We start from the raw sequence: 15,335 nt of genomic DNA, 5'->3' as shown, positions 1-15,335 counted from the left end.
TGTGGGGCTTAGAAGTCCGCGCTGCCGGGGGCGCGCGGGTAGGGGATCGCATCGCGGATGTTGGACAGCCCGCAGACGTAGACCACCAGGCGCTCGAAGCCCAGGCCGAAGCCGGCGTGCGGCACCGAACCATAGCGGCGGAAATCGCGGTACCAGCTGTAATGCTCGCGATCCAGGCCGAACTGGGCCATGCGCGCATCCAGCACGTCCAGGCGCTCTTCGCGCTGGCTGCCGCCGATGATCTCGCCGATGCCCGGGGCCAGCACGTCCATCGCGGCGACGGTCTTGCCGTCGTCGTTCAGGCGCATGTAGAAGGCCTTGATGTGCTCCGGATAGTTGGTCACCACCACCGGGCGGCCGACGTGTTCCTCGGTCAGCCAGCGCTCGTGCTCGGTCTGCAGGTCCAGGCCCCATTCGACCGGGAAGTCGAACTTCCTGCCGGACTTCTGCAGCAGGGTGACCGCATCGGTGTAGTCGATGCGCTCGAACGGTGCGTTGATGAAGTCTTCCAGCTTGGTGATTGCGTTCTTGTCCACGCGCTCGGCGATGAAGGCCAGGTCGTCGCTGCGCTCGTTCAGCACCGCGCGGAACAGGTACTTCAGGAACTCTTCGGCCAGGCGTGCGTCTTCAGCCAGGTCGGCGAAGGCGATTTCCGGCTCGATCATCCAGAATTCCGCCAGGTGGCGGGTGGTGTGGCTGTTCTCGGCGCGGAAGGTCGGGCCGAAGGTGTAGACCTTGCTCAGCGCCAGGCAGTAAGCCTCGACGTTCAGCTGGCCGGACACGGTCAGGAAGGTTTCCTTGCCGAAGAAGTCACGGCTGAAATCGATCGCGCCCCTCTCATCGCGCGGCAGGTTCACCATGTCCAGGGTGGACACGCGGAACATCTGGCCGGCGCCTTCGGCGTCGGAGGTGGTGATGATCGGGGTGCTGATCCAGTTGAAGCCGTTCTCGTGGAAGAAGCGGTGCACGGCCTGGGCCAGGCAGTTGCGGATGCGGGTGACCGCACCGAACAGGTTGGTGCGCGGGCGCAGGTGTGCCACTTCGCGCAGGAACTCCGGCGACATCGGCTTGGGCTGGATCGGGTAGGTGAGCGGGTCTTCGACCCAGCCGACCACTTCCAGCGCGCTGGCCTGGATCTCGAACGACTGGCCCTTGCCCTGCGACTTCACCAGGGTGCCGGTGGCGATGACCGAGCAGCCGCTGGTCAGGCGCTTGATCTCGTCGAAGTTGGCCAGGCCGTCGCCGGCCACGACCTGGATCGGGGCGAAGCAGGAGCCGTCGCTCACATTCACGAAAGCCAGATTCGCTGAACCGCGCACCGTGCGCACCCATCCGCGTACCGTGACTTCGCCGCCTTCCGGGATCTTCCCGGCAAGCGCATGTTCAACGCTGACCACCGTCATGACTTGAATCCTCTGCTGATCGACTCGATCTGTGAACACGGGAGTTTACCGGTTGCAGCGTTCTGCTTGCGAGGCATTTTTCGCGGCAACGGCTCCTTATAATGTCCCCGTACCTCTGGAGTAGCCCCATGGCCGTCAGCCTGACCCCCATTGCCTTCGAGCGCGTGCAGCGCTTCGTCGCCCAGACCCCCGGCGCGCTGGGCCTGCGTTTCGGCGTGACCAAAACCGGTTGCTCCGGCTGGGGCCACGTGACCGACCTGGCCCGCGACGAGCGCGAGGGCGATACCGTGTTCGAGCAGGACGGCGTGAAGATCTACGTCGATGCCAAGAGCCTGGCGCTGGTGGACGGCACGGTGATCGACTTCGGCAAGCACGGCCTGAGTGAGACCTTCACGTTCAGCAACCCGAACGCCACCGCCGAGTGTGGCTGCGGTGAAAGCTTCACCACCGACGCCGACAAGGCCTGACGGCCGGCCGCCGGGCATGGCCCGGCGCTACCCGCCTGGTGGGTGCCGACCTTGATCGGCACCGGGGCAGGGCACCCCGGTTCAGCATGTCGGGTACCCCCGGTTGCCCATCCTCCCCCATCTGCGCCATAATGCGCGGCTTCCTGCCTACCCGGCGGGAACCCTTGCCCCACCGCGGTCTCAACGGCGGGGGGCTGTCCGGCCGCAAGGCCACATCCGAAAGGTAGAAAAAACATGAGTCGTCATTACGAAATCGTGTTCATGGTCCACCCGGACCAGAGCGAGCAGGTCCCGGCCATGATCGAGCGCTACAAGTCGCTGGTCGAGAACGGCAACGGCACCATCCACCGTCTGGAAGACTGGGGCCGCCGCCAGCTGGCGTACCCGATCCAGAACCTGGTGAAGGCCCACTACGTGCTGATGAACATCGAAGCCGACCAGGCCGTTCTGAACGAACTGACCGAGAGCTTCCGCTTCAACGACGCCGTGCTGCGCAACCTGGTCATCAAGCGTGACGAGGCTGACACCGAGCAGTCGCTGATCATGAAGAGCAAGGACGAGAAGGGTGACAAGCCGGAGCGCGGTGAGCGCCGTCGTCGTGACGACGAAGAAGGCGAGTCCACCACCACCGCTGACAACGAAGCCGGCGACGACGCCGCTTCTGCCGCCTAAGGAGCCTTCCCATGTCCAAGTTCTTCCGTCGCCGCAAGTTCTGCAAGTTCACGGCTGAAGGTGTGAAGGAGATCGACTACAAGGATCTCAACACCCTGCGCCAGTACCTGACCGAGAACGGCAAGATCGTGCCGAGCCGCGTCACCGGTACCAAGTCGAAGTACCAGCGCCAGCTGGCGACCGCCGTCAAGCGCGCTCGCTTCCTGGCCCTGATCCCGTACACCGACAACCACGACGTCTGATGCCCGGCGGGGCGGCCCGGTGCCGCCCCCGCTGTGCCAGCTATTCGGACAGCCTTTGTTGCGGGGCATCGCCTCGCTAACGAATAACTCATCTGGAGCAATACCATGCAGCTGATCCTCCTGCAGAAAGTCACCAACCTCGGCAACCTAGGCGACCTGGTCGACGTGAAGCCGGGCTACGGCCGTAACTTCCTCGTGCCGCAGGGCAAGGCCGTGCCGGCCACCGAGAGCAACAAGGCCGAGTTCGAAGCCAAGCGCGCCGAGTACGAAGCCAAGGCCCAGGCCATCCACGCCGAAGCTGACGCCCGCAAGGCCAAGCTGGACGGCGCGAGCGTGACCATCCCGGCCAACGCTTCGACCGAAGGCAAGCTGTACGGCTCGGTCGGCGCCCGCGAAATCGCCGATGCCTTCACCGCTGCCGGCCTGCCGGTCAGCAAGAGCGAAGTCATCCTGGGCGAAGGCGCCTTCCGCAACATCGGCGAGTACGACGTGCTGATCCACCTGCACGCCGACGTCGAGACCACCGTCAAGGTTGTCGTCGTCGCCGAAGCCTGATCCCACGCCGCAAGGCCTGGCATCACCGCAGAACGGGCGCCCGCAAGGGTGCCCGTTTTGTTTTATGGCTCCGTTTCGTGGTGTCGGGCCACCTCTGGCCGACGGGGTGGGGCTGGACAATGTTCCACGCCCATTCGTAGAACACGGCCACATCGGTATACTCAGGGCGTCACACCCGTTCCACGGGCATCGATCCCAACAGGATCAATGGCTTGGAGGGTAAACGCAGGCCGCTTGCCGGCCCCAGTCCGGAACCCCTATGCGTCTTTCCACGATCAAGCTGTCCGGCTTCAAGTCGTTCGTCGATCCGACCACCCTGCACCTGCCGACCAACATGACCGGCGTGGTGGGGCCCAATGGTTGCGGCAAGTCGAACATCATCGACGCCGTGCGCTGGGTCATGGGCGAGAGCTCGGCCAGCCGCCTGCGTGGCGACTCGCTGACCGACGTGATCTTCTCCGGGTCCAACGCGCGCAAGCCGGTCTCGCAGGCCACGGTCGAGCTGATCTTCGACAACTCCGACCACACGATCTCGGGCGAGTACGCCTCGTTCAACGAAATCTCGGTCAAGCGCACGGTCAGCCGCGACGGCACCAGCAATTACTACCTCAACGGCACCAAGTGCCGCCGCCGCGACATCACCGATCTGTTCCTCGGCACCGGCCTGGGCCCGCGCAGCTACTCGATCATCGAGCAGGGCATGATCAGCCAGATCATCGAGGCACGCCCGGAAGACCTGCGCGTCTACCTGGAAGAGGCGGCCGGCATCTCCAAATACAAGGAGCGCCGCAAGGAGACCGAGACCCGCATCCGCCACACCCGCGAGAACCTGGACCGGCTGGGCGACCTGCGCGACGAGATCAGCAAGCAGCTGGAGCACCTCAAGCGCCAGGCCAAGCAGGCCGAGCAGTACCAGGCGCTGCAGGAAGAGCGCCGGGTCAAGGATGCCGAATGGAAGGCGCTGGAATTCCGTGGCCTCGACGGGCGCCTGTCGAAGCTGCGCGAAGGGCTGTCGCAGGAAGAAACCAGGTTGCAACAGCTGATCGCTGACCAGCGTGATGCCGAGGCCCGCATCGAGACCTCGCGGGTACGCCGCGAAGAGGCCGCCGATGCGCTCAACACCGCGCAGGCGGCGGTCTACCAGGTCGGCAGCACGCTGGCGCGCCTGGAACAGCAGATCCAGCACCAGCGCGAGCTGTCGCAGCGCCTGCACAAGGCGCGCGATGAAACCCAGCAGGCGCTGGCTGAACTGGGCCAGCACATCAGCGGCGACGAGGCCAAACTGAGGGTGCTGCGCGAGGCGGTGGAGGCCGCCACTCCGCAGCTGGAAGCACTGCAGGAAGAAAACGAGATCAAGCAGGAAAGCCTGCGTGAGGCTGAAGAGCGGCTGGCCAGCTGGCAGCAGCGCTGGGAACAGCACACCTCGCAGAGTTCGGAAGCCTCGCGCGCCGGCGATGTCGAGCGCACGCGCGTGGACTACCTGGACAAGCAGATCCTCGACGCCGACCGGCGTCGCGAGGCCCTGGCCGCCGAACGCGCCGGCCTGGACGTGGATGCGCTGGAAGAAGCCTTCGAGCAGCTGCACCTGCAGCACGACACGCAGAAGACCGCGCTGGATGAATTGAGCGAAGACGTCGAGCTGCGCAAGCAGGGCGTGGCGGCCGTGCAGGAGCAGCAGCGGAATGGCCAGAACGAACTGGCTGAACTGCGCAAGCAGGCCAACGGCCTGCGCGGTCGCCTGGCCTCGCTGGAAACCCTGCAGCAGGCCGCACTGGGTCAGGAGCAGGGCGCGGCCGTGGCCTGGCTGAAGGCGCGCGGGCTGGATTCGGCGGCGCGCGTCGGCGAACGCCTGGACGTGGATGCCGGTTGGGAAAACGCGGTGGAAAGCGCGCTTGGCCAGTTGATCGAAGGCGTGCTGGTCGATGACCCGGCCAGCCTGGTCGACGCGCTGGGCGAACTGGGCGAGGGCCACATTGCACTGGTCGCCAACGATGGCGCGGACCTGAAGGTCGCGCCGACCTCGCTGGCTGCACGCGTGCGTGGCCCGGCAGCGATCCGGCGCCTGCTGGCGCACCTGCACGGTGCCAGGGATCTGGCCGAAGCCAAGACGCTGCAGGCCAGCCTGCCGGAAGGCGATTCGATCATCACCCAAAGTGGCGAGCGCCTGGGTCAGGGCTGGCTGCGCGTATCGCGTTCCGGCGCGGCCCAGCAGGGCGCGCTGCTGCGCGAACGTGAGATCAATGAACTGCGTGAGCAGATCGAGCAGCTGCAGGACCGCGAAGCCGAGCTGGAAGAACAGCTGGCAGGCTTCCGCGAGCAGTTGCAGGCCGCCGAACAGCAGCGCGAAGACGCGCAGCGTGCGCTGTACCAGGCCCATCGCGCGGTCTCTGAACTGGCAGGCCAGCTGCAGGGCCAGCAGGGCAAGGTGGAGGCCGCGCGCACGCGCATCGACCGCATCGAAGGTGAGCTGAAGCAGCTGCAGGACACGCTGGAAGCCAACAACGAGCAGGCGCGTGAGGCGCGCTCGCGGTTGGAGAACGCGGTCAGCAGCATGGGCGACCTGGAATCGACCCGGCAGCGGCTGGAGGGCGAGCGCCGCCAGCTGACCGAGGCCCGCGACCTGGCCCGCGACGCTGCACGTGCGGTGCGCGAGCGGTCGCACTCGCTGGCCCTGACCCTGGAATCGCAGCGGGCGCAGCTGGCCTCGTTGAGCCAGGCGTTGGAGCGCATGGGTACCCAGCGCGGGCAGTTGGATTCGCGCCTGGGCGAACTGCATTCGCAGCTGGATGAAGGTGATTCGCCGGTCGAGTCGCTGCAGGCCGAGCACCAGAACGCACTGGAAGAGCGTGTGCGGGCCGATCGCGTGCTGACCGAGGCGCGCACGCTGCTGGACGGCATCGACGCCGAACTGCGCAACTACGAACAGACCCGCCACCAGCGCGACGAACAGGCGCTGGCCCAGCGCGAACGCATTTCGCAGCGCAAGCTGGACCAGCAGGCGCTGGTGCTCAGCGCGGAGACCCTGCAGGGGGCGGTGGAGAAGGCCGGTTTCGTACTGCAGGACGTGCTCAATGCGCTGCCCGAGGATGCCCGCCTGGGCGACTGGGAGCAGGCCGTGCACCAGATCGATGGCCGCATGCGCCGGCTGGAGCCGGTCAATCTGGCTGCCATCCACGAGTACGGTGAGGCGTCGCAGCGCTCGGACTACCTGGATTCGCAGCACACCGACCTGACCACGGCGCTGGAAACCCTGGAAGATGCGATCCGCAAGATCGACCGCGAGACCCGTGGCCGCTTCAAGGACACCTTCGACCGCGTCAACGCCGGCGTGCAGGCGCTGTACCCGCGCCTGTTCGGCGGTGGCCACGCCTACCTGGAGCTGACCGGTGAAGACCTGCTCGACACCGGTGTGACCATCATGGCGCGCCCGCCGGGCAAGCGCGTGTCCAGCATCTCGCTGCTGTCCGGCGGCGAAAAGGCGATGACTGCGGTGGCGCTGGTGTTCGCCATCTTCCAGCTGAATCCAGCACCGTTCTGCCTGCTGGACGAGGTGGATGCGCCGCTGGACGAAGCCAACGTCGGCCGCCTGGCCAACATGGTCAAGGAAATGAGCGAGAAGGTGCAGTTCCTGTTCGTCAGCCACAACAAGGCGACGATGGAGGCCGCGCACCAGCTGTCGGGCGTGACCATGCGCGAGCCGGGCGTCAGCCGCCTGGTCAGCGTGGACCTGGAAGAAGCCGCGCGATTGGCGGGCGCGGCCTGACGTGCCATCCTAGTTACCTGAATGAACTAGCCGGAGAACCTATCGAATGTCCGACACGGCACTGTTGCGCATCGGCATCCTGGCCGCCGGCCTGCTGTTGATCGCCGCGATCTTCCTGTTTGGCCGTCCGAAGAAGAAGCCCCAGGGCCGCCGCGTGGAAAGCGCGGAACCGAACAGCGGCGAGCGCCGCGAGCCGGTGCTGGGCGAAGACGGCGTCACCGTGGCCGATGGCCGCGTCGAACCGGGCATGGGCACGGAAGGTGAGCAGGCCGAACTCGGCCTGGGCGAAACCGATCCGGGCGCCAGCGACCTCGGCAAGCGCGCCACACAGGACTTCGACAAGATCGTCTCGCTGTTCGTGGCCGCTCGGGCCGGCGAACAGCTGCGTGGCGAAGACATCGTGGTGGCGGCCGAAAAGACCGGCCTGGTGTTCGGCCACATGAACGTGTTCCACCGCCTGGTGGAAGGCCACCCCGAGCGCGGCCCGATCTTCTCGATGGCCAGCATCATGAAGCCGGGCAGCTTCGACATGGCCAACATCCGTGCCATGGAGACCCCGGCCATCGCCTTCTTCCTGACCCTGCCGGCGCCGCTGACCGCGCTGGATGCCTGGGAGAAAATGCTGCCGACCGTGCAGCGCATGGCCGAGCTGCTGGATGGCGTTGTGCTGGATGACAGCCGCAACGCCCTGGGGCGCCAGCGCATCGCGCACATCCGTGACGAGCTGCGCGCCTATGACCGTCAGCACCAGGCTCCGCCGTTGACCAAGACCCCGCGCTGGTAAGCGCCATGGCGTGCCGACCAACGGTCGGCACCCACCCCGACCAACGGTTGGCACCCACAACAGTAGATCCGCGCCATGCGTGGATGGGGCGAACCAAGGTTCGCCCCCACCAACAGGGTCAGGCCGGTACGCCGGCCACCTTCGCGAACGCATTGCGGAACGCGGCCATCTCCTCTTCGGTGCCGACGGTCACGCGCACGCGCTGTGGCCAGATCGGCCAGCTTCGCCCGATCACCACGCCGTTGTCGGCCATTGCCTTGGCGAACGCGCTGCCATCGCGCTGGACGTCGACCACGAAGCAGTTCGCTTCCGACCGCACGCAGCTGAAACCACGCTTGCCCAGCCACGCGATGGTGGCCTGCCGCACCTTGGCATTCTGCAGGCGGCGCTGAGGAATCAACTGCGGATCGCGCAGGCTGGCCAGTGCAGCGGCCAGAGCCGGCACCGGCAGCGGATTGTCGCCCAGGCTGGCCAGTTCGCGCAGGCGGTCGGGATGCGCGGCCGCCACGCCCAGTCGCAGGCCGGCCATGCCATAAAGCTTGGAGAACGTGCGCAACACGATCAGGTCGTCGCGCTGCGCCACCTGCGCGATCAGGCTCGGCTGCTCGCTGTACTGCAGGTAAGCCTCGTCCAGCAGCACGCGGGTGGAGGCGGGCTTGTGGGCCAGCAGCCAGGCAAGCTCATCCGGTGGGCTGATCGAGCCGGTCGGGTTGTTCGGGTTGCACACATACAGCAGTCCGGTCGGGCGTGCATGCGCGGCGGCAACCATTGCACGCAGGTCATGTGCGCCGTCGTCGCGCAGCGGCACTTTCTGCACGTGCGCACCGTGTGCGGCGGCGACCTCGCCCAGCGTTTCGAAGGTCGGGTCGGCGACTACCAGTCCCGCCAGCGGGCCGGTCCATAGCACGGCGGCACGGTTCAGCGGTTCGCTGGAACCCGGATACAACCGCGCGTGATCAGCCGGGATGCGTGCCTGTTCGATGAAGGCGTCGCGCACCTGTCCGGCCAGTGCGAAACGGTAGCGGCCGCAACCGGCGATGCTGTCGCGTGCCGCCTGCTGGGCTGCGGGCGAGTGGCCGTAGGGGCATTCGTTGAAATTCAGCAGCACCGCACCTTCGGCGGGGGCGAGGGCGGCGGCGGCGGCTGTCGCGGGTTGGGCATGGCCGAGCTGCGGCAGCCCGCTGCCGGCGACGGCGAGGCCAGCACCGGCCAGTTGCAGGAAGCGTCGACGGGAAGCGGGCAGGGGCACGGGCAGGATTCCGAAGGGCAGACCGTCGCACGCTAGCGCCGGTGAGGGTGGGCGGCAAGCTGCATTTGCAGCGTCGAGCCGTGCTCGACTACAGACGTGCCAACCAAGGTTGGCACCTGCCAGAGCGGAGGGGGGGGCAGTCGAGCATGGCTCGACGCTGCAAAAGTGGGGCCGTTACCGGGCCTGACGGCCGGGCGCGGTAGAATTCCCGGCCATCCCAGAACCACCGGATCCCGATGAGCCCCAGCCCAGCCGAACGCGCCGAAGACCTCCGCCGGCAGATCGCCCAGGCCAACCGCGCCTACCACGAGCTGGACGCGCCGGAGATCCCTGACGTCGACTACGACCGGATGGTGCGCGAGCTGGAAGCGCTGGAGCGCGAGCACCCGGAACTGGCCCGTGCCGACAGCCCGACCCAGCAGGTCGGTGCGCGGCCCTCCGGCCGTTTCCCGGAGGTGCGCCACGCGGTACCGATGTTGTCGCTGTCCAATGCCTTCAGCGATGAAGAAGTGGCCGATTTCGTGCGCCGCATCGATGAGCGCCTGGGTCGTCGCAGCCTGCGGTTCTCGGCCGAGCCGAAGATGGACGGCCTGGCGATCAGCCTGCGCTACGAAGAGGGTCATTTCGTGCTCGGCGCGACCCGTGGCGATGGCAGTACCGGCGAGGACGTGACCGCCAACCTGCGCGAGATCGGTGACATTCCCAAGCGCCTGCACGGCAAGGACTGGCCGGATGTGCTGGAGGTACGCGGCGAGGTCTACATGGCGCGCGCCGATTTCGAGGCCTACAACGAACGTGCACGCCAGCACGGTGGCAAGGTGCTGGCCAATCCGCGCAACGCCGCGGCCGGCTCGCTGCGCCAGCTCGATCCGAAGATCAGTGCGCAGCGCAGGCTGAGTTTCTTCGCCTACGGCACCGGCGAAGTGCAGGGCGGCGAACTGCCGGACACCCATTCGGGCACCCTGGCCCAGCTCGGTACCTGGGGCTTCCCGGTCAGTGAGCTGTGCAAGGTGGTGGACGGCACCGACGGCCTGCTCGGCTACTACCGCGACATCGGTGAGCGCCGCGATGGCCTGCCGTTCGATATCGATGGCGTGGTCTACAAGCTCGATGACCGTGCGGGTCAGCAGGCGATGGGCTTCGTTTCGCGCGCGCCGCGCTGGGCCATCGCGCACAAGTTCCCGGCGCAGGAACAGAGCACTACCGTGGAGGCCATCGAGATCCAGATCGGCCGCACTGGTGCGGCCACGCCGGTCGCGCGCCTGGCGCCGGTGGCGGTGGCCGGCGTGATCGTGTCCAACGCCACGCTGCACAACGCCGACCAGATCGCACGCCTGGATGTGCGCGTCGGCGACAGCGTGATCGTGCGCCGTGCTGGCGATGTCATTCCCGAAGTGGTCAGCGTCATCCTCGACCGCCGCCCGCAGGGCACGGCGCCGTGGCAGATGCCGACGCGCTGCCCGGTCTGTGGCTCGGAGATCGTGCGTGAGGAGGGGGCAGCGGCGTGGCGTTGTTCGGGCGAACTGTCCTGCCCGGCGCAGCGCAAGGAAGCCATCGCCCATTTCGCCTCGCGCCGCGCGATGGACATCGATGGCCTGGGTGACAAGTACATCGAAACCCTGGTCGACGCCGGCATCGTCAAGAGCGTGGCCGACCTGTACCGCCTCAGCCGTGACCAGCTGCTGCACCTGAAACTGGTACTGGACGCCGAGGATCCGTCAGCACTGGCCGCTGCGCTGAAGCTGCACCTGCCCGCCGAGGGCAGTGGTGCGGTGCTCAATGCGGTGCTGAAGCTGGACGGCAACGATCCGGGCTGGCGTGCGCGGGCGCTGGTGCAGCCGGCCAGCTTCGAATGGAACACGAAGAAGATCGCCACCAAGTGGGCCGACAACCTGATCGCGGCGATCGACGCCAGTCGTGATGCCACGCTGGAGCGCCTGCTGTTCGCGCTCGGCATCGAGCATGTGGGCGAAAGCACGGCCAAGGCGCTGGCGCAGTGGTTCGGTGACCTGGAGCTGATCCGCCATCTGCCGTGGCCGTTGTTCAAGCGTGTGCCGGACATCGGTGGCGAAGTGGCGCGCTCGCTCGGCCATTTCTTCGAGCAGCAGGGCAACCAGCAGGCCATCGATGACCTGTTGCAGGTTGGCCAGGTGCGCATCAGCGATGTGCACGCGCCCAGTGCCAAGCTGCGCGAGGGCCTGGATCTGGCGCAGCTGCTGGTCGAGTCGGAGATCCCCGGCATTACCCGCCTGCGCGCGGAAAAGCTGGTGGCTGCGCTGCCTGGCGCGCAGGCGGTGCTCGACGCCGAGCATGGCCAGTTCGTCAACGCCGGCCTACCGGACGACACTGCGCGCGGTCTAGCGGAGTGGCTGGACGCCGAAGGCCATGGCGCGATGCTGTTGGCCGCCGAGAAGGCGATGCAGCAGATCCTGGCCAAGGCGCCGGCGCTGGCCGAGATCGTTGCGGGCCCGCTGGACGGGCAGACCGTGGTACTGACCGGCACCCTGGCGCAGCTCACCCGCGATGCCGCCAAGGAGCGCCTGGAGGCGCTGGGCGCCAAGGTCTCCGGCAGCGTCTCGAAGAAGACCAGCTTTGTGGTGGCCGGTACCGAGGCAGGCTCCAAGCTGGACAAGGCACAGTCGCTGGGCGTGCCGGTGTGGGACGAAGACCGCCTGCTGGCCTATCTTGCCGAACACGAATGATGACCCCGCCGGGTGCCCCTGCGCCCGGCATGAAAGACAAAGGAACACCGATGCAGACCGCCCCGCTGGATTTCCGCCTGGCCACCCGAGCTGACGAGGGGCAGTTGATCGCGCTGATGCGCGAGTTCTACGCCGAAGACAGGATCGACTTCGATGACGCGCGCGTGCGTCGCGGTGTGGATGCGCTGCTGGCTGACCCGCGCAATGGCGAAGTACTGCTGTGGCTGGACGAGGCGGGCGAGGTGGTCGGCTACGCAGTGATCGCGATGGGCTTCAGCCTGGAGCAGGGCGGCCACTTCATGCTGCTGGACGAGCTGTACCTGAGCCATCGCGCGCGCGGTCGTGGCCGCGGCAAGCAGGCGCTGGCCATCTGCGAACAGCGCGCACGGGGTCGTGGCGTCAGTCGCCTGCGCCTGGAAGTGAACCACCACAACGAACTGGCCCGGCGCCTGTACCTGGCCAGCGGCTACATCGATGACACCCGCGATCTGCTGACTCTGCCGCTGGACCACCCGCGCCCGGAGGGCATCCTGTGAGCGAGGCCCTGCTGCGCATGCTGCAGCAGCGCGCCGCGCTCAATGCGCTGGTGCGCCGCTTCTTCGCCGAGCGCGATGTGCTGGAGGTCGAGACGCCGATCCTGTCGGTGGCCGGCAACACCGAGCCGAACATCGACAGCTTCCATACCGATTTCACCGGCCATGTCGATGCCGGCGGACGCCGCCGCTGGCTGCGCACCTCGCCGGAGTATCCGCTCAAGCGCCTGCTGGCGGCGGGCGTGGGTGACTGCTACGAACTGGGCCGGGTGTTCCGCAATGGCGAGGCGGGCGGCCGCCACAATCCGGAATTCACCATGCTGGAGTGGTACCGGGTCGGTTGGGACCACCATCGCCTGGTGCAGGAAACCGCCGAGCTGGTTGGCCAGGCGCTGGCCCTGGTCGGGCGCAGTGCGACGCTGCGTGTGCTCAGCTACCGCGAGCTGTTCCAGCAGTACGTGGGCGTGGATCCGTTCGATGCCGATGAGGCTGCGCTGCGTGCCGCGCTGGGCGAGGTGCACATCGACCCGGTCGGGCTGACCCGCGATGACTGGCTGGATCTGCTGATGACCCATCATATCCAGCCGCACTTCGATGACACAGTGATGACCGTGGTCCATGACTGGCCCGCCAGCCAGGCCGCACTGGCACGCATCCGTGCCGGCGCGCCGCCGCTGGCGGAGCGTTTCGAGCTGTACCTGGGGGCAGTGGAACTGGCCAACGGCTATCACGAACTGAACGACGCCCACGAGCAGCGTGCGCGTTTCCAGCGCGACCTGCAGCGCCGCCATGAGCGCGGCCAGGTGCAGCCGGCGCTGGACGAAGCATTGCTGGCCGCATTGCCCTCGATGCCTGCCTGCGCCGGCGTGGCGGTGGGTGTTGATCGGTTGCTGATGGCGATGAACCGCACGCCGCATATCGCCGATGTGCTGGCCTACGACTTTGCCCACGCGTGAGCGCGGTGCGCACGTTCCTGAACATCGAAGACTGAACGGAATTCCGCGTTTCTGCGCTTGCTTCGGTAAGCAGGATGATGCTCTTATCACGGCAGATGCCGGACACTGGCACGCAGTTCATCCATTCCTGCTGGGGAAGGCTTTGGTCAAGTGGTTTGCGGTTGTCGCTGCACCGGTGTACTCCATCGCGCTCTGGGGTGCCTGGCTGCCGTCATCGGCGTCGGCCCAGCAGGCGGGCTATGACGGCGAAGTGGTGACCTGCGAATCGCGCGACATGGGCTGGGTGCATTGCGATATCGACGTCAGCAATGGCATCGACCTTGTGCGCCAGCTGTCCAGCAACAGCTGCATCCGAGGCAGCGAGTGGGGCACCGACCGCAGTGGCGTGTGGGTCACCCTGGGCTGCCGGGCCGAGTTCCGTGCGCGTCGAGCGCAAGGTGCAGCGCCTGCGGCAACGGAAGGCAAGCGCCTGGTCCGCCGTGTGGTGCGCTGCGAATCCAATGGCCGCCCGCAGAGTTGCCCGGTGCGCCTGGACGGGGCGCCGGTGCGCCTGCTGCGCCAGCTCTCGGTGCTGCCGTGCCGCGAAGGGCAGGGCTGGGGCTACAAGCGCAATGAAGTCTGGACCAGCCGTGGTTGCCAGGGCGATTTCGAAGTGGCGGACGAGGACGGCCGTTTTGTCGACGTGCCGCGCCGCCTGACCTGCGAGTCGAAGTCGAAGAAGCGCCGCTTCTGTGGCGCGAGCATTTCGGTCGGCGCCGTCGTCACCGAACAGTTGTCCAGCACCCCGTGCGAGGAAGGCAACACCTGGGGCTGGAACCGCAACGGGATCTGGGTGGACGGCGGCTGCCGCGCCGAATTCTCGGTGAATTGAGCCGGGGCAGGCTCCAACCGCGCGGGGCGTGGCCCTACAATGGGGCCATGAACACTGCCTCCGACATCGACTACGCCCGTTACGACCACATCCGCCCGATCCTCTGGACCGGCGATGCCCTGCAACTGCTGGACCAGCGCAAGCTGCCGTTCGTGGTCGAGCACGTGGTCTGCCATGACAGTGACGAGGTTGCCGCCGCCATCCACGCGCTGACCGTGCGTGGCGCGCCGGCCATCGGCATTGCTGCGGCCTGGGGCGTGGTGCTGGCCGCACGTGACGTGCAGGCCGCTGATGGCGCGCATGCGCTGCAGCAGCTGGAGCCGGCGCTGCAGCGCTTGAACGCGTCGCGCCCGACCGCTGTCAACCTGGCCTGGGCGCTGGCGCGCATGCGCCGCTGCCTGAACGCCGCTGGCGCCGACTGGAAGGCCGCGCTGGAAGCGGAGGCGCAGGCCATCGCCGAGGAAGACCTGGCGGCCAACCGCCACATGGGCGCGCTGGGCGCCGGCCTGATCGAGGCCGGCAGCGGCGTGCTGACCCATTGCAACACCGGCTCGCTGGCCACCGCCGGCTTCGGTACCGCGTTGGGCGTGATCCGTGCCGGCATGGCCCAGCACCGCATTGCCCGCGTGTTCGCCGGCGAGACCCGGCCGTGGCTGCAGGGCGCGCGCCTGACGGTGTGGGAGCTGCAGCAGGATGGCATCGACGCCACCCTGATTGCCGATTCGGCCGCCTCGCACCTGATGAAGACCGGTGCTGTGCAGTGGGTGATCGTGGGTGCGGACCGCATCTGCGCCAATGGCGATACCGCCAACAAGATCGGTACCTACCAGCTGGCCATTGCCGCGCGCCACCACGGCGTGAAGTTCATGGTCGTGGCGCCGTCCTCGACGGTGGACATGGAAACTGTGGACGGCAGCCAGATCGAGATCGAGCAGCGCGATCCGGGCGAGCTGTACGGCGTGGGCGGTACCCGCACCGTGGCCGAGGGCATCGCCGCCTGGAACCCGGTGTTCGACGTCACTCCGGGCGAGCTGATCGATGCCATCGTGACCGAGCGCGGGGTGATCCTGAACCCGACCGCCGACAACATGCGCGCCGCCTTCGGCGGCTGAGGCGGGCAGGGTCGCGGATGTCTGGA

Annotated in this window: 13 protein-coding genes; 11 read left to right on the top strand and 2 right to left on the bottom strand. The window is 67.3% G+C overall.

Annotated elements, in window-relative coordinates:
* Positions 1 to 8 precede the first annotated feature (8 nt).
* Positions 9 to 1,403 (bottom strand): asparagine--tRNA ligase, encoded by a 1,395-nt coding sequence (gene asnS / locus N5D45_RS03855; protein ID WP_043398473.1) that lies wholly within the window; start codon positions 1,401 to 1,403, stop codon positions 9 to 11.
* Positions 1,404 to 1,531: 128 nt separating this feature from the next.
* On the opposite strand from asnS, the gene N5D45_RS03850 reads away from it, so the two are divergent.
* From N5D45_RS03850 to zipA, 6 genes are all read left to right on the top strand, one after another.
* Positions 1,532 to 1,870 (top strand): iron-sulfur cluster assembly accessory protein, encoded by a 339-nt coding sequence (locus tag N5D45_RS03850; RefSeq protein WP_049428383.1) that lies wholly within the window; start codon positions 1,532 to 1,534, stop codon positions 1,868 to 1,870.
* Between the two features lie 234 nt (positions 1,871 to 2,104).
* A complete protein-coding gene (gene rpsF / locus N5D45_RS03845; RefSeq protein ID WP_006452997.1) occupies positions 2,105 to 2,542 on the top strand; it encodes a 30S ribosomal protein S6 in 438 nt (145 codons plus the stop codon).
* Between the two features lie 11 nt (positions 2,543 to 2,553).
* Positions 2,554 to 2,784: a 30S ribosomal protein S18 gene (rpsR, locus tag N5D45_RS03840; protein ID WP_002804494.1), complete on the top strand. Its 231-nt coding sequence runs from the start codon at positions 2,554 to 2,556 to the stop codon at positions 2,782 to 2,784.
* A gap of 105 nt (positions 2,785 to 2,889) precedes the next feature.
* The gene (gene rplI, locus N5D45_RS03835) at positions 2,890 to 3,339 is read left to right on the top strand and encodes a 50S ribosomal protein L9 (protein WP_043398478.1); all 450 of its coding nucleotides are present in this window, start codon (positions 2,890 to 2,892) and stop codon (positions 3,337 to 3,339) included.
* A gap of 259 nt (positions 3,340 to 3,598) precedes the next feature.
* Entirely contained in the window at positions 3,599 to 7,102 is a 3,504-nt protein-coding gene (gene smc, locus N5D45_RS03830; protein WP_164191387.1) for a chromosome segregation protein SMC, read from the top strand.
* Between the two features lie 46 nt (positions 7,103 to 7,148).
* Positions 7,149 to 7,886, top strand: a complete 738-nt coding sequence (zipA, locus tag N5D45_RS03825) for a cell division protein ZipA (RefSeq protein ID WP_010480476.1) — start codon at positions 7,149 to 7,151, stop codon at positions 7,884 to 7,886.
* A 118-nt stretch (positions 7,887 to 8,004) separates the two neighbouring features.
* Here zipA and N5D45_RS03820 read toward each other — a convergent pair whose 3' ends face one another.
* The gene (locus tag N5D45_RS03820) at positions 8,005 to 9,135 is read right to left on the bottom strand and encodes a pyridoxal phosphate-dependent aminotransferase (protein ID WP_279938474.1); all 1,131 of its coding nucleotides are present in this window, start codon (positions 9,133 to 9,135) and stop codon (positions 8,005 to 8,007) included.
* Between the two features lie 230 nt (positions 9,136 to 9,365).
* Here N5D45_RS03820 and ligA point away from each other — a divergent pair, with 230 nt between their 5' ends.
* The 5 genes from ligA to mtnA all read left to right on the top strand — a co-directional run bounded on the left by ligA (position 9,366) and on the right by mtnA (position 15,309).
* Entirely contained in the window at positions 9,366 to 11,837 is a 2,472-nt protein-coding gene (ligA, locus tag N5D45_RS03815) for an NAD-dependent DNA ligase LigA (RefSeq protein WP_193390886.1), read from the top strand.
* A gap of 50 nt (positions 11,838 to 11,887) precedes the next feature.
* Positions 11,888 to 12,373, top strand: a complete 486-nt coding sequence (locus N5D45_RS03810; RefSeq protein ID WP_057503335.1) for a GNAT family N-acetyltransferase — start codon at positions 11,888 to 11,890, stop codon at positions 12,371 to 12,373.
* Positions 12,370 to 13,326, top strand: a complete 957-nt coding sequence (gene epmA / locus N5D45_RS03805; RefSeq protein ID WP_164191392.1) for an EF-P lysine aminoacylase EpmA — start codon at positions 12,370 to 12,372, stop codon at positions 13,324 to 13,326. The genes N5D45_RS03810 and epmA overlap by 4 nt, the downstream gene beginning before the upstream one ends.
* Positions 13,327 to 13,468: 142 nt before the next feature.
* Entirely contained in the window at positions 13,469 to 14,197 is a 729-nt protein-coding gene (locus tag N5D45_RS03800; protein ID WP_010480486.1) for a DUF3011 domain-containing protein, read from the top strand.
* A gap of 47 nt (positions 14,198 to 14,244) precedes the next feature.
* A complete protein-coding gene (gene mtnA / locus N5D45_RS03795) occupies positions 14,245 to 15,309 on the top strand; it encodes an S-methyl-5-thioribose-1-phosphate isomerase (RefSeq protein ID WP_010480489.1) in 1,065 nt (354 codons plus the stop codon).
* The last annotated feature ends 26 nt before the right edge of the window (positions 15,310 to 15,335 follow it).

It is taken from the genome of Stenotrophomonas sp. GD03819, from assembly GCF_029841665.1.
Classification (GTDB): Bacteria; Pseudomonadota; Gammaproteobacteria; order Xanthomonadales; family Xanthomonadaceae; genus Stenotrophomonas; species Stenotrophomonas geniculata.
This window is presented reverse-complemented; position numbering and strand designations above follow the sequence as displayed.